Origin of the sequence: Pseudoclavibacter sp. 8L, assembly GCF_902506465.1 — a bacterium.
Classification (GTDB): domain Bacteria; phylum Actinomycetota; class Actinomycetes; order Actinomycetales; family Microbacteriaceae; genus Pseudoclavibacter.
In genome coordinates this window covers 785,450-809,556 of record NZ_LR733185.1, presented here as the reverse complement: position 1 = coordinate 809,556, position 24,107 = coordinate 785,450, and the positions used below count along the sequence as shown (strand labels likewise).

General features: G+C 68.9%; 22 protein-coding genes. 10 read left to right on the top strand and 12 right to left on the bottom strand.

The genetic code is table 11. The features are described 5' to 3' along the window. Nucleotides 1-8: 8 nt before the first annotated feature. From GV007_RS03790 to GV007_RS03780, 3 genes are read right to left on the bottom strand one after another with little or no spacing between them, the layout of a single operon-like run. Nucleotides 9-266, bottom strand: a complete 258-nt coding sequence (locus tag GV007_RS03790; protein WP_160071074.1) for a type II toxin-antitoxin system RelE family toxin — start codon at nucleotides 264-266, stop codon at nucleotides 9-11. Next, the gene (locus GV007_RS03785; protein WP_160071073.1) at nucleotides 263-526 is read right to left on the bottom strand and encodes a type II toxin-antitoxin system Phd/YefM family antitoxin; all 264 of its coding nucleotides are present in this window, start codon (nucleotides 524-526) and stop codon (nucleotides 263-265) included. Before GV007_RS03785 ends, GV007_RS03790 begins: the two co-directional genes overlap by 4 nt. Nucleotides 527-581: 55 nt before the next feature. Next, complete coding sequence (locus GV007_RS03780; protein WP_160071072.1) at nucleotides 582-1,544, bottom strand: TAXI family TRAP transporter solute-binding subunit; 963 nt, start codon at nucleotides 1,542-1,544, stop codon at nucleotides 582-584. A 151-nt stretch (nucleotides 1,545-1,695) separates the two neighbouring features. On the opposite strand from GV007_RS03780, the gene dctA reads away from it, so the two are divergent. Next, on the top strand, nucleotides 1,696-3,255 hold the full coding sequence (gene dctA, locus GV007_RS03775; protein WP_160071071.1) for a C4-dicarboxylate transporter DctA: 1,560 nt from the start codon (nucleotides 1,696-1,698) through the stop codon (nucleotides 3,253-3,255). 367 nt (nucleotides 3,256-3,622) lie between these two features. Here dctA and GV007_RS03770 read toward each other — a convergent pair whose 3' ends face one another. Both GV007_RS03770 and kduI read right to left on the bottom strand, forming a co-directional pair. Next, nucleotides 3,623-4,396, bottom strand: coding sequence for an IclR family transcriptional regulator (locus GV007_RS03770; RefSeq protein ID WP_160071070.1), 774 nt, complete (start codon nucleotides 4,394-4,396; stop codon nucleotides 3,623-3,625). A 26-nt stretch (nucleotides 4,397-4,422) separates the two neighbouring features. Beyond that, nucleotides 4,423-5,256 (bottom strand): 5-dehydro-4-deoxy-D-glucuronate isomerase, encoded by an 834-nt coding sequence (kduI, locus tag GV007_RS03765; protein WP_160071069.1) that lies wholly within the window; start codon nucleotides 5,254-5,256, stop codon nucleotides 4,423-4,425. Between the two features lie 96 nt (nucleotides 5,257-5,352). Between kduI and GV007_RS03760 the strand changes: the two genes are divergently transcribed. The 4 genes from GV007_RS03760 (at nucleotide 5,353) to GV007_RS03745 (ending at nucleotide 9,565) form a co-directional block, all read left to right on the top strand. After that, on the top strand, nucleotides 5,353-6,102 hold the full coding sequence (locus GV007_RS03760; RefSeq protein ID WP_160071068.1) for an SDR family oxidoreductase: 750 nt from the start codon (nucleotides 5,353-5,355) through the stop codon (nucleotides 6,100-6,102). Beyond that, complete coding sequence (locus tag GV007_RS03755; protein ID WP_236558285.1) at nucleotides 6,099-6,740, top strand: bifunctional 4-hydroxy-2-oxoglutarate aldolase/2-dehydro-3-deoxy-phosphogluconate aldolase; 642 nt, start codon at nucleotides 6,099-6,101, stop codon at nucleotides 6,738-6,740. Before GV007_RS03760 ends, GV007_RS03755 begins: the two co-directional genes overlap by 4 nt. Continuing rightward, nucleotides 6,737-7,684 carry a sugar kinase gene (locus GV007_RS03750; protein ID WP_160071066.1) on the top strand — a complete coding sequence of 316 codons (948 nt, stop codon included), beginning with the start codon at nucleotides 6,737-6,739 and terminating at the stop codon, nucleotides 7,682-7,684. The genes GV007_RS03755 and GV007_RS03750 overlap by 4 nt, the downstream gene beginning before the upstream one ends. Nucleotides 7,685-7,747: 63 nt before the next feature. After that, nucleotides 7,748-9,565, top strand: coding sequence for a glycoside hydrolase family 35 protein (locus GV007_RS03745; RefSeq protein WP_160071065.1), 1,818 nt, complete (start codon nucleotides 7,748-7,750; stop codon nucleotides 9,563-9,565). Nucleotides 9,566-9,725: 160 nt separating this feature from the next. On the opposite strand, the gene GV007_RS19380 is transcribed toward GV007_RS03745, so the two are convergent. Together GV007_RS19380 and GV007_RS03735 are read right to left on the bottom strand one after the other, a co-directional pair. After that, nucleotides 9,726-12,617: a glycoside hydrolase family 32 protein gene (locus GV007_RS19380; RefSeq protein ID WP_160071064.1), complete on the bottom strand. Its 2,892-nt coding sequence runs from the start codon at nucleotides 12,615-12,617 to the stop codon at nucleotides 9,726-9,728. A 149-nt stretch (nucleotides 12,618-12,766) separates the two neighbouring features. Continuing rightward, complete coding sequence (locus GV007_RS03735) at nucleotides 12,767-13,819, bottom strand: LacI family DNA-binding transcriptional regulator (RefSeq protein ID WP_328809423.1); 1,053 nt, start codon at nucleotides 13,817-13,819, stop codon at nucleotides 12,767-12,769. Between the two features lie 101 nt (nucleotides 13,820-13,920). On the opposite strand from GV007_RS03735, the gene GV007_RS03730 reads away from it, so the two are divergent. The 5 genes from GV007_RS03730 to GV007_RS03710 all read left to right on the top strand — a co-directional run bounded on the left by GV007_RS03730 (nucleotide 13,921) and on the right by GV007_RS03710 (nucleotide 18,251). Beyond that, complete coding sequence (locus GV007_RS03730) at nucleotides 13,921-15,030, top strand: substrate-binding domain-containing protein (RefSeq protein ID WP_160071063.1); 1,110 nt, start codon at nucleotides 13,921-13,923, stop codon at nucleotides 15,028-15,030. A gap of 66 nt (nucleotides 15,031-15,096) precedes the next feature. Then, nucleotides 15,097-16,131: an ABC transporter permease gene (locus tag GV007_RS03725; protein WP_160071062.1), complete on the top strand. Its 1,035-nt coding sequence runs from the start codon at nucleotides 15,097-15,099 to the stop codon at nucleotides 16,129-16,131. Continuing rightward, nucleotides 16,128-16,928: an ATP-binding cassette domain-containing protein gene (locus GV007_RS03720; RefSeq protein WP_104305877.1), complete on the top strand. Its 801-nt coding sequence runs from the start codon at nucleotides 16,128-16,130 to the stop codon at nucleotides 16,926-16,928. Before GV007_RS03725 ends, GV007_RS03720 begins: the two co-directional genes overlap by 4 nt. Further along, on the top strand, nucleotides 16,921-17,250 hold the full coding sequence (locus GV007_RS03715) for a putative quinol monooxygenase (protein ID WP_160071061.1): 330 nt from the start codon (nucleotides 16,921-16,923) through the stop codon (nucleotides 17,248-17,250). Before GV007_RS03720 ends, GV007_RS03715 begins: the two co-directional genes overlap by 8 nt. Before the next feature lie 32 nt (nucleotides 17,251-17,282). Then, nucleotides 17,283-18,251, top strand: coding sequence for a carbohydrate kinase family protein (locus GV007_RS03710; RefSeq protein WP_236558283.1), 969 nt, complete (start codon nucleotides 17,283-17,285; stop codon nucleotides 18,249-18,251). A gap of 19 nt (nucleotides 18,252-18,270) precedes the next feature. Here GV007_RS03710 and GV007_RS03705 read toward each other — a convergent pair whose 3' ends face one another. From GV007_RS03705 to GV007_RS03685, 5 genes are read right to left on the bottom strand one after another with little or no spacing between them, the layout of a single operon-like run. Next, nucleotides 18,271-19,716, bottom strand: coding sequence for a glycoside hydrolase family 32 protein (locus GV007_RS03705; protein WP_160071059.1), 1,446 nt, complete (start codon nucleotides 19,714-19,716; stop codon nucleotides 18,271-18,273). Between the two features lie 32 nt (nucleotides 19,717-19,748). Continuing rightward, nucleotides 19,749-21,251: a glycoside hydrolase family 32 protein gene (locus GV007_RS03700; RefSeq protein WP_160071058.1), complete on the bottom strand. Its 1,503-nt coding sequence runs from the start codon at nucleotides 21,249-21,251 to the stop codon at nucleotides 19,749-19,751. Then, nucleotides 21,248-22,186 carry an ABC transporter ATP-binding protein gene (locus GV007_RS03695; RefSeq protein ID WP_160071057.1) on the bottom strand — a complete coding sequence of 313 codons (939 nt, stop codon included), beginning with the start codon at nucleotides 22,184-22,186 and terminating at the stop codon, nucleotides 21,248-21,250. Before GV007_RS03695 ends, GV007_RS03700 begins: the two co-directional genes overlap by 4 nt. Continuing rightward, nucleotides 22,183-23,088, bottom strand: a complete 906-nt coding sequence (locus GV007_RS03690; RefSeq protein WP_104298238.1) for an ABC transporter ATP-binding protein — start codon at nucleotides 23,086-23,088, stop codon at nucleotides 22,183-22,185. Before GV007_RS03690 ends, GV007_RS03695 begins: the two co-directional genes overlap by 4 nt. Beyond that, nucleotides 23,085-24,104 carry an ABC transporter permease gene (locus tag GV007_RS03685; protein ID WP_160071056.1) on the bottom strand — a complete coding sequence of 340 codons (1,020 nt, stop codon included), beginning with the start codon at nucleotides 24,102-24,104 and terminating at the stop codon, nucleotides 23,085-23,087. The genes GV007_RS03690 and GV007_RS03685 overlap by 4 nt, the downstream gene beginning before the upstream one ends. Between the last annotated feature and the right edge of the window lie 3 nt (nucleotides 24,105-24,107).

Below are 24,107 nucleotides of genomic sequence, written 5' to 3'. Positions count from 1 at the left end.
AGCATCTGCTAGCGATAGACCTCGCGACGGTGCGCGGCACGCACGATCGTGATGACGAGTTCCTCGTCGTAGATGTCGTAGATGACGAGGTAGTCGCCGATGCGAACTCTCCACGCGGTCTCCTCGCCCACCAGCTTGCGAGCCCCCTGCGGGCGTGGTGTTTCCGACAGCGACTGGATCACATCCAGCACGCGCAGTTGGACTGGGCGAGCCAGCTTGCGGACCTGTTTCGCGGCGGCCGAGGTGAACTCGACGCGGTAGGTCACGCGCCGAGCTCACCGCGAAGCTCATCGAGGGAAACCCGGTCGCCATCATCTGCCGCTTTCGCATGGCGATAAGACTCAACATCGCGATGCATCTCGAACGACTCCAGAGCTTCGAGGTCCGCGACGCTGACGACGACTGCGGCGAGCTTGCCGTTCCGAGTCACTCCCACGCGTTCACCGGCATACATGGCCCGACCGAGCACGTCGGAGAGCTGCTCGCGAAGTTCTCGGGTGCTGATCTCACGCGTTACAGAGTCCATGTGTCAAGAGTAGACGTTGTGTACACAGTTGTCACTGGTTCCTGGCGAGTGGCCCCTACGGCTTGTTCGCGCGGAACCAGCCGGCGGCCCCGGGATGCAGCGCGATGGGAGTCGTCCCCGCCCCCGTTCGCGGGTTGATCTGTCCAGCCTCAGGGCGCACGTGCGACAGCGCATCCGCGTTCTCGAACAGGCAAGCGGTGAGGAAATCGGCCATCGAATCCGCCATGCCGGGCCTCACCGCGAGCACCGTCGGCACCGCGAGCGTCGTCGCCGCCTGCAAGCCCTCGTACATCGTCGACGGGATCGTGACCGGGAAGTACACCAGCGAGAAGCGGTCGATGAGGCGCTCCGCGTTCGCGCCGAGGTCGATGAAGCGCACCCGCTGCCCAGCACCGATCTCGCTGATCGCCGGAGTCGGCATGCCCGTGAGACTCGCCGCAGCCTCGACCGCGCCGCCCGCGAGCGCCGCCACGGAGTCGGCCTGCGAGAGGCTCACGTAGTTCGCCTCGACGCCCAATTCAGTCAGGATCGCCGACGTCGTGAAGCGGGTGCCAGACAGCTCGAGTCCTCCAGCGATGGTCTTGCCCTGCAGACCGCGCAGATCCGTGATGTCCGAGTCCTCTGGAACCACGAGGTGCAGCACCGAATCGAAGACACGCGCGAGCGCCACGATCTCGCCCTCGAAACCAGCGGCGACGTCGACGTTGATGAGCGCCGCATCCACCTCGCCCGCGCTCAGCAGCTGCGCGTTCTCGAGCGACGAGGCGGTGTCGCGCACCAGCATCTCGCCGGCCGGCCACGAGGAGTTCACCGCGTCGGCGTAGGCCGCCCCGATCTCCCGGAACACCGCCCCCTCTGGCCCGGTCGCGAGCGTCAGCACCTGCCCGGAAGGCTTCGGCGAGGCGCACGCCGCGAGCGCAAGCGAAGACATCGTTGCGGCCGCACCTCCGAGGAAGGCTCGCCGCGTGAAGCCGCCTGCTGGCGGCTCAACCGACGACATCCACGGTGCAAACGCCACGGTTCGAGCCTAACAAGCGGGCATCCGCGCCCGAATGTCAAGAACACCTTAAGGATGCGCAGCGCCCCTGGGCTCACGGCCGCTGGGCGCCCACCCTTGGACGACGAGCCGTCACCGATGACGCACACGCTGGAGTTCAAAGGAGAACACCGTGACACACGACTCGAGCCCCGACAAGGGCAAAGCGGTCAAGACCACCCCGAGCTCACCAGGCCGGGCAGCAGGCAGCACCCCTCCCGTCAAGAAGAAGAAGCCGTTCTGGCACCACCTCTACGTGTGGGTGCTTGTCGGCATCGCGCTCGGTGTCGCCGTCGGCCTGATCTTCCCGGCCTTCGCCTCCGAGCTGCGCTGGCTCGCGACGCTCTTCATCAACCTGGTCAAGGTCGTCATCGCGCCGACCATCTTTGCGACCGTCGTCGTCGGCATCGCTGGCCTCGGCAACCTCGCGAAAGCGGGCGGCCTCGCCCTGCGCACCGCCGTCTACTTCAACATCACCACCGTCGTCGCCCTGGGCCTCGGCCTCATCGCCATCAACGTGTTCCAGCCGGGCGCCGGCCTGAACTACGACGTCGCGAGCTTCGACGGATCGGCCGCCGACGCAACCATTGCCGACGCGGGCGACGCCGGGGGAGAGGGCCTGCCCGGCTTCATCCTCGGCCTCATCCCCACCTCGTTCATGTCGGCGTTCGTCGATGGCCAGCTCCTCCAGGTGCTGCTGCTCGCCATCCTGACCGCCATCGCGATCGCCATGCTTGGCAAACGTGGCGAGAAGGTCGTGCGCGCCATGGACTCGCTCGCGAAGGTCATGTTCGGCATCATCAAGATCGTCATGTGGGTCGCCCCCATCGGGGCCTTCGGCGGCATCGCCTTCACGATCGGCAAGCACGGCGCCGAGATCCTCGGCAACCTCGCCTTCTTCATGGGCTCCTTCTGGCTCACCTGCCTCATCTTCGTCTTCCTGGTGCTCGGCCCCATCTGCCACTGGGCTGGCTTCAGCATCTTCAAGTACCTCCGCTACATCAAGGACGAGCTGCTCATCGTGCTCGGCACCTCCTCCTCCGAGACGGTGCTGCCCCGCATGATGACGAAGCTCGAGGCGGCCGGCGTGCCCAAGCACGTCGTCGGCCTCACCATCCCCACCGGCTACTCGTTCAACCTCGACGGCACCGCCATCTACATGTCCATGGGCGCCATCTTCATCGCGCAGGCGTTCGGAGTGGACGTGCCCATCGGCACCCAGATCGCGCTCCTCGCGTTCATGCTCATCTCCTCGAACGGAGCAGCGGGCGTCTCCGGCGCGGGACTCGTGACCCTCGCCGCATCCATCGCAGCGTTCGACCACATCATCCCCATGGTTGGGCTCGCTCTTATCGTCGGCATCGACCGCTTCATGTCGGAAGGCCGCGCCCTCACGAACCTCACTGGCAACGGCATCGGCACACTCGTCATCGCCCGCTGGACGAAGGCGCTCGACCGCGACCGACTGCAGGAAGTGCTCGACAACCCCAACGACGTCGACGTCGAGCACCTCATGAGCCTCGACGGCGAGGAGGAAGCCGAAGCGCGCGCCGAGGGTGAGAGCAACCTTGAGCTGGCATCCGACAGCATCGACCGCAAGACGGCGTTCGCGGTCGGCGGGCCGGCTGCGGACCCAGCTGAAGGCCCCTCAGAACGCAGGGAATCCTCCAGCGAGTCGAACACCCGCGGCTGACCGGACACCGGCAGGGGCCCGCGGTGTCGATGTGACGCCCCGGGCCCCTTCTGTCGGTGCCTCTCCGCCACCTCCACCGCCCGTCCACCACTGACTCTGACCAACTTCAGTGATGATTCGGACGGTTTCGGCACTGACCGCCACGAGACGGCCAATTGAGCACTGAAGTTGGTCAGGGGTGCCGGATGTCGCCGCCGGAGCGCACACCGACGGCGGAGTGGCGCACGGAGCCGTCGCGGCAAGAACGGTGTCCAGCATCAGTGCAGAAACGGCGACATCAGCTGTGGGAACCGTGTCAGCGACGAAGTTTGCACTGAAGTTGGTCAGGCGCCAGCGGCGGGTGACTTCGAGAATTGGCGGCTTGGCTCTACGCCCCGGGGGCCCCGAGCTCGCGGGAGATGCGGTCGGCTGCCGCGATCGCGGCGGGCGCGAGCGCCTCGATGCTGAGGCCCGGGTACTCGAGCTCGATCGAGGACACCGAGAGGCCGTGCGTCACGGCGCCGGTGTGGTCGCGGATGGGCGCAGAGACGCACACGGTGCCCGTCTCGTTCTCGCCCAGGTCCGTCGAGTAGCCGCGCTCGCGGACGCGGGCGAGCTCCTCGTGCAGCAGGCCGAGATCGGTGATCGTGAGGTCGGTGCGCCGCGGCAGGCCGACGCGCGCGGCAAGCGCATCCACTCGCTCCGGCGCCCAGTCGGCGAGCACGACCTTGCCCATGCCGGAGCTGTGCAGGGGCACGCCGAGGCCGACGCGCGAGCGCATGCGGTACGGCTTCGCCGAGTCGCGACGGATGAGGTAGACCATCTCGCTCTCCGTCGCGACGCCCACGTGGATGGTGCAGTCGACGGAGGCGGCGAGCTCGTCCACGATGGGGCCCGCGACCTGCGAGATGTCGACGCTCGCGAGCGCCCGGCCCGCGAGGGCCAGCAGGTTGGGGCCGGCCCGGTAGCCCTGCTCGGAGTTGCCCCCGAGGTAGTGCTGCGCGACGAGGGTGCCCAGGATGCGGTGGACGGTCGCCTTCGCGAGTCCGGCTTCGGCGACGATGTCCGTGAAGCGCGGATGCGCGAGGGCCGCCGCGAGCACAAGCAGCGTCTTCTCGCTTGCGCCCGCAGGCGGGGCCGGCGACTGGCCTGCGTCGTCCATCCTGACCACCCTCGTTGTTGGAGTCGTCACCGCATCGCGGTGATCGGGACAGAGTCCATGTCGTCGAACGACTGGTTCTCGCCGGCCATCGCCCACACGAACGAGTAGCTGGAAGATCCTACTCCGGAGTGCAGTGACCAGCTCGGGGAGAGCACGACGTCGCCGTTCGCGACCATGAGGTGGCGCGTCTCCTTGGGGTCGCCCATGAGGTGCACGACCCGCTGGTCCTCTTCGAGGTCGAAGTAGTGGTACACCTCGGTGCGACGGTCGTGTGTGTGCGCTGGCATGGTGTTCCACATGCTGCCGGCGTGGAGGCTCGTGACGCCCATGACGATCTGGCAGCTCTTGACGCCGTTCTCGTGGATGCACTGGCGCAGCGTGCGACGGTTCGACGTGACCTGGTCGCCGAGCTCGCGGATCGTGCCCTCTTCGGGGGTGACGAGGGTGTTCGGGTAGGCCGTGTGCGCGGGGGCGCTGAAGCCATAGAACTTGGCGGGGTCTGCGGCGTCGTTGCTCTCGAAGGTGACGTCGACGGTGCCGCGGCCGAGGTAGAGCACGGCGGTCTTCGCGAGCTCGTAGCGCTCGCCGTCGGCGACGACGACGCCGGCGCCGCCCGTGTTGACGATGCCGAGCTCGCGGCGGTCGAGGAAGTTCTCGCTGCGCAGCTCGTCGACGGTCTCGAGCGTGAGGGGGCTGTCGGTGGGGACGGCGCCGACGGTGACGACGCGGTCGAAGTGCGTCGCGACGACACGGATCTCACCTGGCGTGAGGAGCTGCTCGACGAGGTAGCGGTCACGGAGTGCCTGCTGGTCGAGGGTGGGGATGTCTTCCGGGCGACCCGGGCGGTACTGCTGAGACAAGGGAGTTCCTCTCGTGATTCGTTCGTGGCACGTCTATAGTAGGTGAATGAAACCGAGTTCCGCCAGGTGGACCTGGCCTCACGCGAAAGGGTCGCTATGACCAGCTTCGACCTCACTGGAAAGACCGCGGTTGTCACCGGCGCCCGCCGCGGCATCGGCCTCGGCATCGCCACGGCACTCGCCGAGGCAGGGGCGGACATCATCGCCGCGTCCTCCCAGCAGGAAGCCGATGGCGGCGAAGTCGGGGCACGTGTCCGCTCGCTCGGCCGCAGCTTCGAGGGGCACGGCGTCGACTTCACCGACCGTGCCGCCGTAGAGCAGTTCGGTGCATCCGTGAAGCACGCCGACATCCTCGTCAACAACGCCGGCACCATCCGCCGCGCGCCCGCAGCCGAGCACTCTCTCGACTGGTGGGACGAGGTCATCCAGGTGAACCTCTCGAGCCAGTTCGTGCTCAGCCAGATCGTCGGCGCGGCCATGGTCGAGCGCGGCGACGGGCGCATCATCTTCACCGCGAGCCTGCTCAGCTTCCAGGGCGGCATCAACGTGCCCGGGTACACGGCGTCGAAGTCGGCCATCGCGGGCCTCGTCCACGCCCTCAGCAACGAGTGGGCATCCCGAGGCGTGACCGTCAACGCGATCGCCCCCGGCTACATCGCGACTGACAACACCGAGGCGCTGCGCGAAGACAACGACCGCTCGCGGTCCATCCTCGAGCGCATCCCCGCGGGTCGCTGGGGCGAGGCAGAAGACCTCGGCGGTGCCGCCGTGTTCCTCGCGAGCCCGGCCGCCTCCTACGTCACGGGTGTCGTCCTCCCCGTCGACGGCGGATGGCTCGCACGATGAGCGCCCCGTTCGAGGGCCACTCCGTCGTTCCCCTCTCCACGCCGAGCACGCAGGCGCAAGCCGAGGCGCTCGCCGACGGTCTCGTCGCGGGCGGCATCGGCATCGTCGAGATCGCGCTGCGCGGCGACGGGGCACTGGATGCGCTGCGCCACATCGCGGGACGCCCCGACCTCATCGTGGGTGCTGGCACCGTGCTCGACACAGAGCAGGCCAAGCAGGCGCTGGACGCCGGTGCGCAGTTCCTCGTCTCGCCCGGCCTGTCGGCGGAGGTCGTCCGAGTCGCGCAGGACGCAGACGTTCCGATCCTCCCCGGAACGCTCACGCCGAGCGACATCACGGCGGCCCGCGACCTCGGGCTGTCGCAGCTCAAGCTCTTCCCGGCCGGCAACTTCGGCGGGCTGTCCCTGCTCAGCACGTACGCCTCCGTGTTCCGCGGCATCACGTTCATGCCGAGCGGCGGCATCAGCCTCGCCAACCTCGCCGAGCACCTCGAGCATCCGGCGGTCTTCGCGGCGAGCGGAAGCTGGCTCGGCAGCTCGAAGCTGCTCGACGAGGGCGCAGACGCGGTCGCCGAGGCAGCCAGCGCGGCAGCCGACATCGCGACCCGCGTGAGTGCTGCCAAGGTCGGCCGCACGTGAGCGGCATCGTCACGATCGGCGAGGCGCTCGGGCTGGTGATCGCGCGCCGGACCGGTGGCTTCGACCTGCAGTCCGACGCGGAGATGAGCTTCGGCGGCGCAGAGAGCAACGTCGCCATCGCCGCCGCCCGACTCGGCGTCGAGGCCGCGTGGATCGGTCGGGTCGGCGATGACGCCGTCGGCAGACGCATCCTCCGTGCCCTCAGGGCCGAACAGGTACAGCTGCACGAGACGGTCGACGCGGATGCACCCACCGCGATCATGCTCAAGGACCGGCCCCGCCCGGGCCGCAGCCGCGTCACCTACTACCGCGGCGGACTCGCCGGCAGCCGCATCACCCCGGCCGACGTCCCAAGCGAGGCCATCGTGGGCGCCCAGGTCCTGCACGTCACGGGCATCAGTCTCGCCCTCAGCGACAGCGCCGCCGAGACGGTGCTGAGCGCCGTCCGCCTCGCTCGCGAGCACGGCGTGACCGTGTCGTTCGACGTCAACCACCGCAGCAAGCTGTGGTCGGCCGAGGCCGCGGCTCCCCGCTACCGCGAGCTCGCCGCGCTCAGCGACATCGTCTTCGCCGGAGACGACGAGGCCGCCATGCTCGTCGGCGAGGAGTCCCCGCTCGAGCAGGCCCGCGCCCTGCAGGCCCTCGGACCCCGGCAGGCCGTCATCAAGCGCGGCGAGCACGGCGCGTCCGGCATCGACGGCGACCTCGAGGTCGAGGTGCCGGCCTTCGCGGTCGACGTCGTCGACACGGTCGGCGCCGGCGATGCCTTCGCCGCCGGATACCTCGTCGAGCTCACCCGCGCGGCACCCCTGGAACAACGCATGCTGACGGCCGCCGCGTGCGGAGCGAGCGCCTGCCGCAGCGACGGCGACTGGGAGTCGCTGCCGAGCTGGGGTGAGCTGCGCGAGCTCGTGGACGGCGTCGGCGACGCCGTCCAACGCTGAGCCACCCCGGTTCCCAGAAACACCCCCAATGTCAGCGAAGACAGAAGACTGGAGTCTGCTCACATGACCTTCGAGATCGGCGAAGAGCACTTCCTCCTCGACGGCGAACCCCACCGCGTGCTCTCCGGGGCGCTGCACTACTTCCGCGTGCATCCCGAGCAGTGGGCCGACCGCATCCACAAGGCCAAGCTCATGGGCCTCAACACCATCGAGACCTACGTCGCCTGGAACGCCCACGAGCCCCGCAAGGGGGAGTGGGATGCGACCGGCTGGAACGACCTCGGCCGGTTCCTCGACCTGATCGCGGCCGAAGGGATGCATGCCATCGTGCGCCCTGGCCCCTACATCTGCGCGGAATGGCACAACGGCGGGCTCCCGACCTGGCTCACCGCGCTGCCCGGAGTCGGGCTTCGACGCTCGCAGCCCACGTACCTGCACGAGGTCGAGACCTACCTGCGGCGGGTCTACGACATCGTCGCGCCGCGGCAGATCGACGACGGCGGCCCCGTGGTGCTCGTGCAGATCGAGAACGAGTACGGCGCCTACGGCAACGACACCGCCTACCTCGAGCGGCTCGTCGAGGTCACCCGTGAGGCCGGCATCACGGTGCCGCTCACGACGATCGACCAGCCAACCGACCAGATGCTGAGCGACGGCAGCGTCGACGGCGTGCACCTCACCGGCTCCTTCGGGTCTCGCGCCGACGAGCGCCTCGCCACCCTGCGACGCCACCAGCCGACCGGCCCGCTCATGTGCGCCGAGTTCTGGGATGGCTGGTTCGACTGGTGGGGCGCCTTCCACCACACGACGAGCGTCGAGGATGCGGCGCGCGAGCTCGACGCGCTGCTCGCCGCCGGCGCCTCAGTGAACTTCTACATGGTCCACGGCGGCACCAACTTCGGCCTCACCAACGGGGCGAACCACAAGGGCAGGTACCTGCCCATCGCGACGTCCTACGACTACGACGCCCCGCTCGACGAGGCCGGGAACCCCACTCCGAAGTTCTTCGCGTTCAGGGACGTCATCGCGAAGTACGCCGACGTGCCGGCGGAGACCCCCGCCCTCGCGGTCCCAGCCCCTGAGCTCGAGGTGCCGCTCTCCATCGTGGCTCCTGATGCGTGGCTCCCGCCCGTCAACCGCGAACGCCACACGGTGCCCCCGACCTTCGACGCACTGCAGCACCTGAGCGCACTGGTCGCCTACGAGGCCGAGCTGCCGAGCACATCCGCACCCCGCCTGCTGGAGTTCGAGGAAGTACGCGACTTCGCGTGGCTCTCCATCGACGGCGTCCCCTTCGGCACGCTGTCGCGCACCCTCCACGAGACATCGATCGTCGTGCCCGCCGGGACGCGGCTGCGCGTGCTCGTGGAGGAGCAGGGTCGCGTCAACTACGCCGAGCGCATCGGCGAGGAGAAGGGCATCATCGGCACGCCGCTCCTCGACGGGGCTCCCCTCGAGGGCTGGACGGCGACGCCCATCGACGTCGCAGGGGCCGGAGCCGCGATCGGCTCTGCTGCTGCCGCCGCCGAGTCCGCGGCCGGTGCCGGTGGTGCCCTCGCTGCCGCCGACGCCTCCTCGCCACTGGCTCATCCCGAGACGTCGCTCGGGCTCACCGGGCTCACCGGGCTTCGCGGCGAGTTCGAGCTCGAAGCGCCCAGCGACCTCTACCTCGACACGGCCAAGTGGGGCAAGGGGTACGCCCTGGTCAACGGCTTCCTGCTCGGGCGCTATTGGCGCAGCGGTCCGCAGCAGACGCTCTACGTGCCGGGCTCCGTGCTCCGCGCCGGCGTCAACACGGTCGCGATTGTCGAGCTCGAGGTGACGGCGTCCCCCATCGCTCGCTTCGTCGCGCAGGCCACGCTCGGCCCCCTCGAGGAGTAACCGGGGTCCGCGCCGCGCCCGCACACCCGCCGGCCCCTGCGCCCGCCCCATCTCCGACGCTGCCCGGCGTTTCGCCCTCTGAGAGTGGTCTCAGAGGGCGAAACGCCGGGCAGCGATCAGCGATCAGACCGGTCAGACCAGCGTCGCCGGGAGGCTCTTGCTACTGACCTCGGCGACCGAGTCGTCGAGCACCCAGTACCGCTCCTCCGCCGACAAGCGCGAGGCCGAAGAGGACAGCAGCGAGGGGGAAGTCCGCACCGGTCGACGCCAGCCCCTCCGGAGTCGACGTCCCGGTCTCCGATCCACCCTGAGGCGTGGATGTGGGCATGGATGTGGGTGCAGCTGACGGCCAGGAAGTGGCGCTCGCGGTCGGAGCTGCCGTGGCCGTCGCGGTCGGCGGGGTAACGACGGCTCCGGGCTCCTGCCACATCGTCGGCGTGACCGGAGTGACGGTGATGCTGCGCAGCGTCGCTGCTCCGCCCTCGGACCAGGCGGTGATGGCGTCTGCGCCCTCGTTCGGGAACACCTGATCGGTGATGGTCACCATCCCGTCCGCAGTGAAGAGCTCGACGGATGCGCGATCCAGGTAGAGGGAGAAGGTGACCGAGCCGTCGTCGTCGAGGGCGACCGGTGCATCCTCCACCGATGCGAAGGCGGGGTGGAAGTCGACGTTGCCGGAGTTCGTCCGGTCGACGAACAGGCGTCCCTGCGAGGCGTCGTAGCCGATGTGGGTTCCCGACTCGGCGTCCCCGAAGACCGTGATTCCCGCCCGCTGCGCCTCGCCCGGTTCGAGGGTCACCTCGAGTTTCACGACGTCTCCCGAGAGCCCGAGATCCACCGCGCCATCGAGGGCGATGTCCGTTCGCGTGGTCGAACCTGCCACGTCGAGCTGCTCATCGACCTGGGGGACGACCTGCTGCTCGAGGCGGGGCCCCGCTGGAGTCGAGGTCAGGACGACCTCGCGCGGGAGCGTCATCGAGCTGCGCCACGTCGAGGTGGGGATGTCGTTGGCGTAGTCCCAGTTGTTCATCCAGCCCTGCATGATCCGACTCCCCTCCGGGGTGCCGAAGTACGAGACCGTCGCGTAGTAGTCGCGGCCCCAGTCGAGCCAGTCGTAGCTCTCGAGCGTCGATGGGACGCTCGTGTCGGCGAACATGATCTGGTCCAGCATCAGGTGGCCCCAGTCTGACCTGTTCTGGTCGACCGCCTGAATCGTGGCCTGCTGTCCGCGGAGGTCGGAGACGTCCCAGCTCGACCAGTCGAGCGTCTCGCTGTTCCTGCCGGTCGCCGTGCGCACGACTTCGCCGTCGACGATGAGGTTGACCGCGGTCTCCTCCGAGCGAAGCTGCGAGGGCTCGTCGCCGATCACGAGGTGATCGAAGGTGAGGTGTCCCCAGCCGCCTGTCGCCTCGTCTCGAACGCGGAGCTGCGCATCCTTGCCGGCGAACTCGCTGATGTCCCACGACTGCCAGGTCATCTGCCCGGCGTTGGCGCCGGTCTGCGTGCGCACGACGCTGCCGTCGACGAGCAGCTCGACCTGCAGGGTGCCGTCGCTGCGGTTGCCTCCGCCGATGAGGAAGGAAGCGAAATCGCCATCGAGCGTGAAGGAGGGCGACGTGATCGTGCCCGTGTTGTCGTCTCCGAGCGGTCCGCCCTCCCACGTGTTGACGCGCTTGTCACCGAGCGCGTACTCGCCGCTCGTCTTCGAGGGGCTGCGTGCCGGGTCGAGGGCGAAGTCGCCCGTCGCCTCCCAGCCTGAGCCGAGGAGGTTCTCGCCATCGGTGAGCTCGAAGTCGAAGACGGTGGTGCCCGCCGGCGGTTCGTTCCCGAGCTGCGAGCCGTCCACGTGCGGGTGGTTGCCTCCTCCGACGAGCAGGTTGATGACGTCGGATTCGATCGTGAACTGCGGGGACTCGAGCGAGCCCACCGGCCAGTCTCCGCCGTGGAAGCCGTTCGCGAAGCCGGCTCCGATGGCGCCCTTGACGGGGCCCTGGCCTGGCAATGTTCCGGCCGCCGGCGCAAGTCCCCACGGGCCATCGGCCTCGTTCCCGGACTCGTTGGTGACGGTCCACCCGCTGAAGTCTCCGCCGTCGAAGGTCGCGAACGGGGTTCCTTCTGCCGTGGTGCCTGGCTCGACGGTGGTCTCGCTCGTGAACTCGGTGCCGTCGAAGTCGCCGACGAAGTACTGGCCCCCGCTCCCGCCAGCAACGGCCCCCGGGTTGAGATTGACGACCATGACCCATTTCGTCTCGTCCGGGTTGCCGTCGACGGGCAGCTCGAAGAGCTCCGGGCACTCCCAGATGCCCTCCGTCGAGTTCGCGGGCCCGAACTCCGAGAGGTGCTCCCAGGAGCGCAGGTCGGTGCTCTTCGCGAGGATCACCTTGTGGTCGACCGCCTCGACGGCCGCCATGACCCAGTACGCACCGGCCGGACCGTCGTACCAGAAGACCTTCGGGTCTCGGAAGTTGGCGGAGCCGCGGTCGTAGACGGGGTTGCCCTCGTGCTTCGTCCAGGTGTATCCGCCGTCGCTGCTGTAAGCGAGCGACTGGGCCTGGACCCCGGGGTGAGTCGGATGATCCTGGGTGTACGCGCTCGTGTAGATGGCGACGAGCGGGGGCTTGTCTCCGGTGCCGAAACCGGAGCTGTTGGTCTCGTCGACGACGATGGATCCAGAGAAGATGTCCTCGATCGCGACTCCGGAATCGTCGAAGGTCTGGGGGAGTGCGAGCGGCTGCTCCTCCCAGCGCATGAGGTCGGTGGAGGTCGCGTGGCCCCAGCTCATGTTCCCCCAGCGTGTGCCCTCCGGGTTGTGCTGGTAGTAGAGGTGATAGACGCCGTCGACGTACACCATGCCGTTGGGGTCGTTCATCCAGTTCTTCTCGGGGGAGAAGTGGAACTGCGGGCGGAACTGCTCCTGCCCCGCCTCGGCCGGCTGCTCGGCGGTGGCCGTGGTGGCTGTCCCGGTGAGGACGGCGAACGCGATGCTGGTCGCTGCCAGCGCGGCGAGAGCCTTCCGCGTCCTTCTCGGGTGTCTCGGTGACGTCGATGTCATAGATTCGCTCGATTTCTTCTCAGTGCGTCGAATGCAACGGACTGGACTGACAACGATGTCAGTCCATTCCGAGCGATGCTAGAGACTGTCCACCGGACAAATCAAGAGCTGAGTGGTGTCGACCTCGACGGGAGGGGGTGGGGGTCTCGTCAGGAGGCGGGGGCGAGGATCTCGCCGCTGCCGCGCTCGATGAGGCGGGTTGGGACGGTGACGCGCTGGGCGGGGCCGCGGTCGCCGCCGAGGCGGTCGAAGAGCAGCTCGGCTGCGCGCTGCCCGATCTGCTGCGGGTCCTGGGCGATCACGGTGACGCCGGGAACCAGCAGGTCTGCAAGCGGGATGTCATCGAAGCCGACCAGCGCGATCTCGTTCTGCAGGCCCCGCTCCCGGAGGGCTCGCAGGGCCCCGATGGTGACGAGGTTCTGGGAGCTGAAGACCGCTGTCGGGGGCGTTTCGGAGTCGAGGAGTCGGCCGAGTGCCGCGCGCGAGGTCTCCTCGTCGTGGAGCTCCGTGACGATCGTGGCGAGCCGTGTGGGGATGCCGGCCTCGCCCAGGGCTTCGAGGAAGCCTCGACGGCGCTCTTCGGCCGTCTGGATCGAGAGGCGGTCGGTGAGGAGCGCGATCCGCTGGTGGCCGTGGTTGATCAGGTGTGTCGTCGCCCGTGCTGCTGCGGCCTGGTTGTCGCTCGAGACGGCATCGAGGTCGAGTCCTGGGGGGACGCGGTCGACGAACACGGCCGGGATGTCCCGGTCGCGGAGGGTGGTGAGGTAGGTGGGCTGCTGGGTCGTCGTGAGGATCAGGCCGTCCACGCGCCGTCGCATGAATGCGCTGACGGCGCCCTCCTCGCGAGTGGCGTCGTCGTCGAGCGACGATGCGAACACGGCCACGCTGTGGTGCAGTGCCGCGTCCTCGACAGCCCGGTGGATCGCGGCCGCGAACGGGTTGTCGACGCTGCCGACGAGGAGGCCGATCGTCCGGCTCCGTCCGTCGGCTCTCCTGAGGTTTCCGGCGGCGAGGTCCACGTGATAGTTCAGGGCCCTGACGGCGTTCCACACTCGCTCGGTGGTGGTCGCGGACACGTTCGGCTCGTTGTTCACGACGCGGGAGACGGTCTTCACCCCGACCCCTGCCAGGGAGGCGACCTGCTTCATGGTCGTGCGCGAGCGCCCGCTCGCCGGGTCGTCTCGCCGGGGTGCTGTTGTCACGATCGACCTTTCTTTCGACGGCCCGTTGACTCTACTCGGCGCATGGAGTACAAACGTGGTTGACAACGTTGTCAATCAACACAGACGATCAGGGGAATTCAATGAAGAACCGCAATCCAATCGCTCGGAAGCCATTTCTCGCCGCCTCCTCGGTGTTCGCCATCGCAGCGCTGACGCTGACGGGATGCGCCGGGGCCGACCAGGCCGCGCAGGGTGGGGGAGAGGGCGACATCGGCGTCTCGCTCATCGTCAAGACCAACTCGAACCCGTTCTTCATCGCGATGCAGGACGGCGCGCAGACGGCAGCGGATGCGAACGGGGTGACCCTCACCCTCGCTGCAGGCAAGGAGGACGGCGACGAGGACACGCAGATCCAGGCCATCGAGGCAGCCATCTCCAAGGGCGACGCGGGAATCCTCATCACCCCGAACGGGCCTGCCGTGCTCGACGCGGTCCAGAAGGCTCGCGACGCCGGCCTGTTCGTCATCGCCCTCGACACGGTGCCGGACCCGGCGGACTCCGTCGACATCACCTTCGCGACCGACAACTTCCTCGCCGGGCAGTACGTCGGCGAGTGGGCAGCGGACTCGCTTGCGGGCAAGGAGGCCGTCATCGGCCTCATCGACCTCTTCGACGACAAGGCGGTCTCGGTCGACTACGACCGAAACCAGGGGTTCCTCCAGGGCATGGGCATCGAGCTCGGCAGTGACACGGTGAACGGCGACGAAGCCCCGCAGGGGAACTACTCCGGCGGACAGGGCGGCAAGTACACCATCGTCGGGAACGAGGCATCCCAGGGTGCCGAGGACGGTGGGCGCACGGCGATGGAGAACCTCCTTGCCAAGAACCCGGACATCAACGTCGTCTACACGATCAACGAACCCGCCGCATACGGCGCCTACCAGGCGCTCGAGGCCGCGGGCAAGAGCAAGGACGATGTGACGATCGTCTCGATCGACGGCGGATGCGCCGGTGTCGGCCAGGTCGCCGACGGCATCATCGACGCCACGAGCCAGCAGTACCCGGTGAAGATGGCGGAGCTCGGCGTCGAGGCGATCGCCGAGCTCGTCGGAACGGGCAGCACCCCGGAGACCAGCGAAGGCCTGGACTTCTTCAACACGGGTGTCTCACTGGTGACTGACCAGCCCGCTGACGGCGTCGAATCCATCGACACGACCGAGGGCGCGGAGCTCTGCTGGGGCACGAAGTAGTCCAGCACCCGTCGCGACAGCCGCACGGCACCGCGACGCCTCTCGCCACTGCAAGGAAGTGAACTCGTGACTCAGACCTCTCCTCCCACCTCATCCCTCGATCTCGCCGCCGAATTCCTCGACCGGCGGACCCCGCTCGATCGGGTCCGCGGTGTCCTGCACCGCTATCCGGCCATCAGCCCGGCCGTCGTGCTCGTGATCGCCATCATCGTCTTCGGGACGATCAACCCCAGGTTCTTCGCCCCGGGGAACCTGTCGCTCATCCTCGACCAGGTCTCCGTCGTGGGCACGGTCGCCATCGCGCAGACGCTCATCATCCTGACCGCAGGCATCGACCTGTCGGTCGGGGCGGCCATGATCCTGGCGTCTATGGTCACCGCGCAGACCGCGGTCCACAACGGGTTCCCGGCCCCGCTGGCGCTGCTCGCGGGCCTGCTCGCCGCGCTGGCCGCCGGCACCCTCAACGGGTTCCTGGTCACGAGGATCAAGCTGCCGCCCTTCATCGCGACACTCGGCACGCTGAACGTCTTCGTCGCGCTGACGCTGCTTTACAGCGGCGGGCAGACGATCCGCAAGGCGGAGATGCCAGAGCTGCTCACGTGGACGGCCACCGCGTTCCCGGTCGGCGACGTCATGCTCACCGTCGGCGTCATCATCATGTTCGCGCTCTACGTGCTCGTCGCCTATGTGCTCGGGCGAACCGCGTGGGGGAGGCACGTCTACGCGGTCGGCGACGATGCCGAGGCCGCGCGATTGGCCGGCATCTCCACGACGAAGGTGCTCATGAGCGTCTACGTCGTCGCTGGTGCTGTCCTCGCGGTCGCCGCGTGGATCCAGATCGGACGATCGGGTGCCGCCAGCCCCAATGCCGGCGCCGACCTCAACCTCGACTCGATCACCGCCGTCGTCATCGGCGGAACCTCGCTCTTCGGCGGGCGGGGAATCATCTGGGGAACGCTGCTCGGGGCGATCATCGTGGGCGTCTTCCGAAACGGTCTCTTCCTCGCGGGCGTCGACGGTCTCTATCAGACCCTCGCCATCGGAATTCTCGTCATCGTCGCGGTCTCCGTCGACCAGTGGATCAGGAAGGTACGCAAATGAGCCTCGTAGCAGACGCGGTCGAGCCCACGACAGCACCGAAGGGGGTCCCTGTCCTCGAGGCGAAGCGGCTGGTCAAGACCTTCGGCAAGGTCGTGGGGCTCGATGGGGTGAGCCTTCAGCTGCACGCCGGAGAGGTGCTCGCGATCATCGGCGACAACGGCGCCGGGAAGTCGACGCTCATCAAATGCCTCACCGGCGCCTACGTGCCCGACCAGGGGGAGCTGCTGCTGGACGGCGAGCCGGTCCACTTCAAGCGACCGCAGGATGCACGCGACGCTGGCATCGAGACCGTCTACCAGAACCTCGCGGTGTCGCCTGCGCTCGACGTGGCATCCAACCTCTTCCTCGGCCGCGAACGGCGCAAGCCGGGCATCGCGGGCACAGTGTTCCGTGCCCTCGACACCTCGGGGATGCGCAAGGAAGCCCGCGAGCAGGTCCAGCGCCTCGGCATCTCGACGCTGCAGGACGTCACGGTCGCCGTCGAGAACCTGTCAGGCGGTCAACGGCAGGCGGTTGCGGTCGCCCGGGCGGCGGCGTTCGGATCCAAGGTCGTCGTGCTCGACGAGCCGACGGCGGCGCTGGGCGTCCGGGAGTCGAAGCAGGTGCTCGAGCTCATCGAGCGGCTTCGCGAGCAGGGCGTTCCCGTCATCCTGATCTCACACAACATGCCGCACGTCTTCCAGGTCGCCGACCGGATCCACATCCAACGACTCGGGAAGCGAGCCGCGACCATAACGCCGCAGTCGCACAGCATGACCGACGCCGTCGCGATCATGACGGGCGCCGCTGATGCGTGAGGGCGAGGGCGGCGCATCGGCCGCTGAGCAGACGACGCTCTACGCGGAGTTCACGGCCAGGCCCGGCGCCGAGGCCGCGGTCCTGGAGCTGATCCTCGACTACGCCGAGGTCGTGCGAGCCGAGCCAGGCAATCTGGACTTCCAGGTCTACCGCAGGCAGGAGGCGCCGGCCCGATTCCTGGTCTTCGAGATCTACGAGGACGACGCCGCATTCCAGGCCCACCTGGCGCATCCTGCTGGGCAGGCCTTCAACGAGCGGCTCACCCCGCTCATCGAAGAGGCGCAGAGCGAGCTGAGCTTCCTGCGCTCGACGGGGCGTTGATCGAGATGCGAGGCGCCACAGACACAGCAGACGTGGCGCCCGGGCTATCAACCGCCAGCATCCTCGTCATCGGCGAGGCTCTCGTCGATGTCGTCCACCGGGTGGACGGGAGCATCGATGAGAGCCCAGGGGGCAGCCCCGCGAACGTGGCGCTCGCGCTTGGACGACTCGGCTGCCGTCCCCGCCTGCTGACGCGAATCGGTGACGACCGGCGCGGCGAGAGCGTTCGCGCGTGGCTGCACGCGTCCGGCGTCGAGATTCTGACCGGAGGGGGACCGAGCGTCGGCACCACGTCGACGGCGACCGCATTCCTCGACGAGTCGGGCTCGGCGCACTACGACTTCCAGCTCGACTGGGACGTCCGAGTCGAGGACGCCGTGACTGCCGGCATCGTGCATACCGGGTCCATCGCGGCACTGCTCGAGCCGGGGGCACGCGAGGTGCTGCAGGCGATCCGCCGGCTGCGCGAAGGTGCACTTATCACCTACGACCCGAACATCAGGCCTGCACTCCTCGGCGATCACCGCGAGGTCCGTGGGCGAGTCGAGGAGATCGTGGCGCTCGCGGATGTCGTGAAGGCCAGCGACGAGGACCTCGCCTGGCTCTACCCCGGGGAACGCCTCGTCGACGTCGCCAGCGCCTGGCGAGCGATGGGCCCCTCGGTCGTTGTCGTCACCGCAGGGGGCAGCGGTGCCACCGCAGTGACCGAGGCCGGAACGACGGACATCTCCGCGCCCGCAGTGGCGGTAGCCGACACGGTGGGCGCCGGCGACACGTTCATGTCGGCGATCATCGAGGGCTTGCTCCGGCTCGGCTTCAGGGACGGCGCTGCTCGCGGGGCCCTCCGCCGCCTCGATCGCGGAGACCTGAGCAGCCTGCTGGAGCGAGCGGCCAGGGCGGCGGCGGTCACCGTCTCCCGTCCGGGCGCGGACCCGCCCTCATCCGCGGAGCTGGCTGAAGAGCCCCGGCCGCGTGTGCCGGTCGCGGCCGTGCTGGACTGAGCACGCGGGCGCCTGCGCCTCAGCGGACCTCGAGCTCGATGATCTCGAGGTCCGCGAAGGTCACCTGGCCGCCCGCGGCGAGCAGCCGGATGCCGTCGTCGGCTGGCAGCGGGAACACGCGATGCGAGTGCACCTCGAACCCCTCGCCGACGAAGACCTCGATGCTGGACCGGTCGACGAGGATCCGAAGGGGGAGCGATCCCGCCGACGCGTCGATGCTCGTTGTCGTCGCGCCGCCACTCGGGCTCCACGTCTCACCTCGGTCCACGGAGATCGAGGCATCCGCGAAGGACACTCCCACCCCGATGCGCCGAGCACCCCCGCTCGCGCGACGGAGCTCCAGCCCGGCACCGGTGGGTGGCGAGCTCGGGTCCCAGCGCAGTTCGCAGCGCAGCTCGTACGCCACCGCCCGCACCTCGAGGTCCGAGAATCCGGCGACGGCCACAGTCCCCAGCGAATGGCGGCGAGTGGCGTGCTCCAGGAGCGCGGCCGGTGGCTGAGCGCTCAGCGAGTAGCCGCTGCCGCGTCGGTGCAGGCGAAGCTCTCGCACGATCATGTCGTCGCCGTTGTACCCGTCGGTTACCATCGACGGCGCATTGTGCGGGTAGTCCCAGAAGTTCGCCCAGCCGATGGCGCGGCGCAACGACTCGTCGACGTCTCCGCCCGCGTCGTGCGCGTCGTAGGTGACGGCCCCGTAGAAGTCGAACCCGTGGTCCAGCCACAGCGCCTCCCGCTCGTCGCAGGTGAAGGCCGATCCATCGAACTCGCCGACCCAGTAGGCGTACGTCGCGGGCAGGCCGCTCGCCTTGCCGTTCGCACTCATACCGAGGACCCAGTGGCGCGTGCCGTCGCTCGCGCGCATCCGGAACAGGTCGGGGCATTCGAGGAGGCCGATGCCCTCGATGCGATGCTCGCCGACTCGCCGCCAACCGTGCAGATCAGCCGACACGTAGAAGCCGATCGTGTCACCCTCCGCGTGGAGCATGCACCAGCGCGCACGGTCGTCATCCCAGACGACCTTCGGGTCGCGGAAGTCGACGGCCCCGGGGTTCGGGAGGACGGGCTCGGGCGGGCCTGGCGTGAAGGTGCGCCCGCCATCCGTCGAGACCCAGAGGTAGACCGCCTGCACGCCGGCCGGCGCCTGCGTGACCAGCCCGACAACCGCATCACGTCCGTACCCGGCCGTGTTGTGCGCATCGACGACCACGGAGCCCGACCAGCAGTCCCCGTTCCCGTTCGCGAATTTGGGGATCGCCGTGCCCTGATCGCTGAAGCGAACGTGGTCCCGCGTGGTCGCGAGACGCCACGATGTTCCGATCCCGCCTTCGACGTAGTCGTCGTTCGCGAGGTAGTAGTAGAGGTACTCGTCGCCCACGCGGATGGGGCGCTGCGGATCGTTCTTCCACCCGCGGGGCACGCTCACGTGGAACGCGGGACGGAAGGTGGTCGGTGCGGTGCTTGTCATCAGGTTCCCTCTGGGGTGGGTCGGTGCCGCGTTCAGCGCAGCTGGATCCGGTCGTGCTCCTCGGCGCCCGCCATGTGCCACGCGGTCGCGCGCGTGACCGCGGCGTCCCCCTCGACTCTCGCGCCGAGCGCATCGGTGCGGGTGGGGTAGACACGAGCCGTCAGGGCGATGCCATCGCAGAACACCTCGATCGAGGACCGATCAACGACGATGCGCAGACGCGAGGGGCGCTCGCGGTCGTCGGCGGTGCTCGGCTCCGGCACCGTGCCGGCGAGGCGCGAACGGTCCGCGGTCGTGTCGGCGGAGGACCGGGATCGATCGAGGCTCAGGTGCAGCGCTCCGTCCCGGCGAGCGAGCTCGACGACACACGCCTCCTCACCGTCCGGGGTTGCGAGAACGGTCACGGCCAGTCGCCGCCCGTCGCCAACGAGCGCATCCACCTCGATGTCGAGGGCGTCGCCAGACCAGTCGCCGGCGAGCTCGTGCGTTCGAAGAGCGGCGAACTCCGGAACCGGCTCCTGCCGGACGACCCCGCCACGGTCGAGCCACAGGATCCGGGGGAGAGCCATGGCCCCCGACCAGCCCGAGGCGATCATGGCCTCGTCGGTGCGTCCCTCCTGCATCCACGACCAGAGGATGCGTCGGCCCGCCTCGTCGCGGTAGGTCTGCGGGGCGTAGGCGTGGCGCCTCCCGAGATCGAGCCGCTGGACACGGTCGATCTGGAACCGGTCATCCCGATAGGTCCCGAGGGCGATCAGTGGATGCAGGGTCGCGCCCTCGTGCCAGGCGGAGAAGATGAGCGCATGCGGGTCGCCGCTCGCGGCATCCGGCGCTGCGGTCGCCGCGGTTCCAGCCGATTCGCCGGGAAGCAGCCGGAAGAAGTCGACACACTCCCACATCGTTCCCGTCCAGTCCGGGTCGTCGAGAGCGACCGGGCCCGCGGGGAGCGACGCGAGCGGGCCGATGAGCCGCCACTCGCGGAGGTCCGGGGACTCGTAGAGGAACGCGCACCCACCGTCTCCGCGCACACCCGAGCCGATGAGCTGGCGCCACACGTCGCCCTCGCGCCACACGCAGTGGTCGCGGTACGCAGTGAGGTCACCTTCGGGAGGAGTCGAGATGATCGGTTCCGGCAGCGGCGACCACTCCTCGAAATCCGCCGTGCCGACGGCGAGGCAGGGCAGCTCGCGGAGCCCCTGGCGGCCCGAGTAGACCAGCGTGGGCGTGCCAGCGTCGTCGACGAGCACACCGGACCAGCAGCCGTCGCCGTCGGCGCCCTCTCCGGGGCGGAGCGCGATCGGACGATCGCGCCAGTGCACAAGATCGTCGCTGACGGCGTGACCCCAGTGGATGCGGTGGTGCACCGGAGCTTCCGGGTTGTGCTGGTAGAAGAGGTGGTGGAGCCCATCGACCTGCGCGACTCCGTTCGGGTCGTTGAGCCAGCCGCCGGGCGAGGTGAAGTGGAACGCTGGGCGAAGCCGGTCCGACTGAGCCCTCACGAGCTGCTCGTCGGCGCGGACGGTGGTGTCGGTCATTCGTTCTCCTCGGGTGCGAGCACCCAGTGGTCGTTGTCGGCGTCGACGATGCGGCGCGAGAGTGCCGGCGCGGAGGTCCACGCGGCGATCTCCTCGCGCAGGCGGGCGCGAACGCCGACGTCCGGTGCGGAGCCCCGATTGGGGTCGGGGACGGCGCCGACGAGCAGGCGCGTGTAGGGGTGGCTGGGGTTGGCGAGCAGTGTGGTCGACTCGCCGCCCTCGACGATCCGACCGCGGTGCATGACCAGGATCCGGTCGGCGAGGTACCTCGCCGAGGCGAGGTCGTGCGTCACGTAGAGCATGGCGATGCCCCGTTCGTCCCTGAGCCCGGCGAGCAGATTCAGCACGCCGATGCGCACGGAGACGTCGAGCATCGACGTCGGTTCGTCGGCGAGGATGACATCGGGTTCCACGGCCAGCACGCGCGCGATCGCGATGCGCTGCCGTTGGCCGCCCGAGAGCTCGTGCGGGAATGCGCTCAGGACCTGGCGATCCAGGCCGACCGACTCCACGAGCTCGGCGCAGCGCTCGTGCACGTCGCCCTGGCCCATGCCGTGCAGCTGGAAGGTCCGTTCGAGGACCGCGCCGACGCGGTGGGCCGGGTTGAGCGATCCGAAGGGGTCCTGGAACACCATCTGCACGCGGTTCCGGTATGCGCGGGAGGCCGAGCGGCGCTCGGAGCGCAGGACATCCACTCCGTCGAGCTCGACGGTTCCCGCCGTCGGCTGCTCGAGGCGCGCGACGCACCGCGCCAGCGTCGACTTGCCCGACCCGGACTCGCCGACGAGCGCGACGATCTCACCGCGGCCGATCGAGAGGTCGACGTCGGACAGGGCGTCCACCGCGCCGCGACGGCCGAAGAGGCCAGCGCCGGGGAACCGCTTGGAGAGGCCCCGCACGCGCAGGACGGGTTCGTGCTCGGTGACGACGCTCATCGCGTCTCCTCCTCGATCAGTGCGCCGCTCGGAGCGACGAGGTGGCCTGGGGCGACCTCGACGAGGTCGGGGACATCGGTGAAGCGCACGCCCTCAGCCAAGCCGGAGAGCTTCGTCCTCGGCCCGCTGATGGGTGGGAACGCCCCGAGCAGCGCCCGGGTGTACGGATGCCGCGCGCCGTCTCGGATGACCGCGGCGGGCGCGACCTCCACGATGCGGCCGGCGACCATGATGCCGATGCGATCGGACAGCTCGAGCATGAGCGACATGTCGTGGGTGATGAACAGCACGGCGAAGTCGAGCTCCTGCTGGAGGTCCCGGATCTGCTGCAGGATGTCCTGCTGCACCACGACATCGAGGGCCGTCGTGGGCTCATCGAGGATCAGCAGGCGGGGGCGGAGCGAGCAGGCCATCGCGATGACCACCCGCTGTCGCTGGCCGCCGGAGAGCTGATGCGGGTACGAGCGGAGACGGTCCGCGCCCACCCGGACCATCTCGAGGAGCTCCCCGGCGCGGCGCCAAGCGTCGCGCTTCGAGATCCGCTCGTGAGCCCGCAGCGTGTCGACGAGCTGGTCGCCGATGCGCATCACCGGGTTGAGCGAGCTCATCGCCGATTGGAACACCATCGCCACCTCCCGCCAGCGCCAATCGCGAAGGCGCCCGGCGTCCATGCTCAGCACGTCCTGCCCGTCGAAGAGGATGCTGCCGCCCGTGATCCGGGCCGGCTCCTTCAGCAGTCGCATGATGGCGTTCGCGCACGTCGACTTCCCGCAGCCGGACTCCCCGGCGAGGCCGAGGATCTCACCCTGCGCGATCGAGAAGGAGACGCGGTCGGCGCCGCGGACGGACCGCTCGTCGCTGACGTAGTCGACCGTGAGGTCGCGGACTTCGAGGACGCTCATCGTGCCTGCTCCTTGCGGTCGACGGTCGTGGGCGCCGTTGCGGTCCGCGCGGTGCGCGGCCTCCGGAGCCGTGGGTTGGTGACCTCGTCGACCGCGTAGTTGCAGAGGGCGAGGGCGAAAGCGACGAGCGCGATCGCGAGACCGGAGGGGACGAAGATCCACCACTGGCCGATCATGAGCGCGCCGTCGCTGGACGCCCAGAACAGGTTGGTGCCCCACGAGAGGGTGTTCGGGTCGCCGAGCCCGAGGAACTCGAGGCCGGCCTGCGCGCCGATCGCTCCGATGATGCAGGCGAGGAGCGTGGTCATCACGATCGATGCCACGTTGGGCAGCATCTCCCGCAGGATGATCGACAGCGGTCGCTCTCCGGAGGTGATGGCGGCGCCGATGTAGTCCTTGCCGCGGATCGAGAGGCCCTGAGCGCGGAGCACCCGAGCGCTGCCAGCCCAGCCCGTGATGACGAGCACCGCGATGACCGTGCCGAGTCCCGGCGGGAGGAACGCGGCGAGCAGCACGAGCAGCGGCAGGCCGGGAATCAGGAGGAAGACGTTCGTCACCAGCGAGAGCGCATCGTCGACGCGCTTGCCGAAGAAGGCGCTCGTGAGACCGACGACGATGCCGACGAGTGTCGAGAGCACACCCGCGACGAACCCGACGAGCAGGCTCGAGCGAGCTCCCCAGACGGTGAGCGCGAGCACATCCTGCCCCTTCGCGGTCGTGCCCAGCAGATGGTCCGCACTGGGTGGCGTTGCTCCGCCCGACCCGATCCGGGACGGGTCACCGGGGAAGATCACGGGTGCGGCGAGCGCGAGCACCACGAAGACCAGCAGGATGATGAGCCCGGACAGCGCCTTCTTGTTGCGCAGCAGGGCGCGGAGCAGGCGCGTCAGCTGACGTCCGCGCGAGCGGTTCTGCTCATCCGGCAGACGGGTGGCGATCGAGCTGGTGCTCGGCGGTTGGCTCGCGTCGCGGACGGCTGAGGCGTGCGCGAGCGACTCGGGGCTTTGGATCGACATGGG

Excerpts from the sequence above, each read along its gene's own strand:
- GV007_RS03785 (WP_160071073.1), bottom strand. The coding sequence starts at position 526 with ATGGACTCTGTAACGCGTGAGATCAGCACCCGAGAACTTCGCGAGCAG.
- GV007_RS03770 (WP_160071070.1), bottom strand. The coding sequence starts at position 4,396 with ATGGACGACGCAGGCCAGTCGCCGGCCCCGCCTGCGGGCGCAAGCGAG.
- GV007_RS03760 (WP_160071068.1), top strand. The coding sequence starts at position 5,353 with ATGACCAGCTTCGACCTCACTGGAAAGACCGCGGTTGTCACCGGCGCC.
- GV007_RS03755 (WP_236558285.1), top strand. The coding sequence starts at position 6,099 with ATGAGCGCCCCGTTCGAGGGCCACTCCGTCGTTCCCCTCTCCACGCCG.
- GV007_RS03745 (WP_160071065.1), top strand. The coding sequence starts at position 7,748 with ATGACCTTCGAGATCGGCGAAGAGCACTTCCTCCTCGACGGCGAACCC.
- GV007_RS19380 (WP_160071064.1), bottom strand. The coding sequence starts at position 12,617 with ATGACATCGACGTCACCGAGACACCCGAGAAGGACGCGGAAGGCTCTC.
- GV007_RS03730 (WP_160071063.1), top strand. The coding sequence starts at position 13,921 with ATGAAGAACCGCAATCCAATCGCTCGGAAGCCATTTCTCGCCGCCTCC.
- GV007_RS03720 (WP_104305877.1), top strand. The coding sequence starts at position 16,128 with ATGAGCCTCGTAGCAGACGCGGTCGAGCCCACGACAGCACCGAAGGGG.
- GV007_RS03715 (WP_160071061.1), top strand. The coding sequence starts at position 16,921 with ATGCGTGAGGGCGAGGGCGGCGCATCGGCCGCTGAGCAGACGACGCTC.
- GV007_RS03705 (WP_160071059.1), bottom strand. The coding sequence starts at position 19,716 with ATGACAAGCACCGCACCGACCACCTTCCGTCCCGCGTTCCACGTGAGC.
- GV007_RS03700 (WP_160071058.1), bottom strand. The coding sequence starts at position 21,251 with ATGACCGACACCACCGTCCGCGCCGACGAGCAGCTCGTGAGGGCTCAG.
- GV007_RS03695 (WP_160071057.1), bottom strand. The coding sequence starts at position 22,186 with ATGAGCGTCGTCACCGAGCACGAACCCGTCCTGCGCGTGCGGGGCCTC.
- GV007_RS03690 (WP_104298238.1), bottom strand. The coding sequence starts at position 23,088 with ATGAGCGTCCTCGAAGTCCGCGACCTCACGGTCGACTACGTCAGCGAC.
- GV007_RS03685 (WP_160071056.1), bottom strand. The coding sequence starts at position 24,104 with ATGTCGATCCAAAGCCCCGAGTCGCTCGCGCACGCCTCAGCCGTCCGC.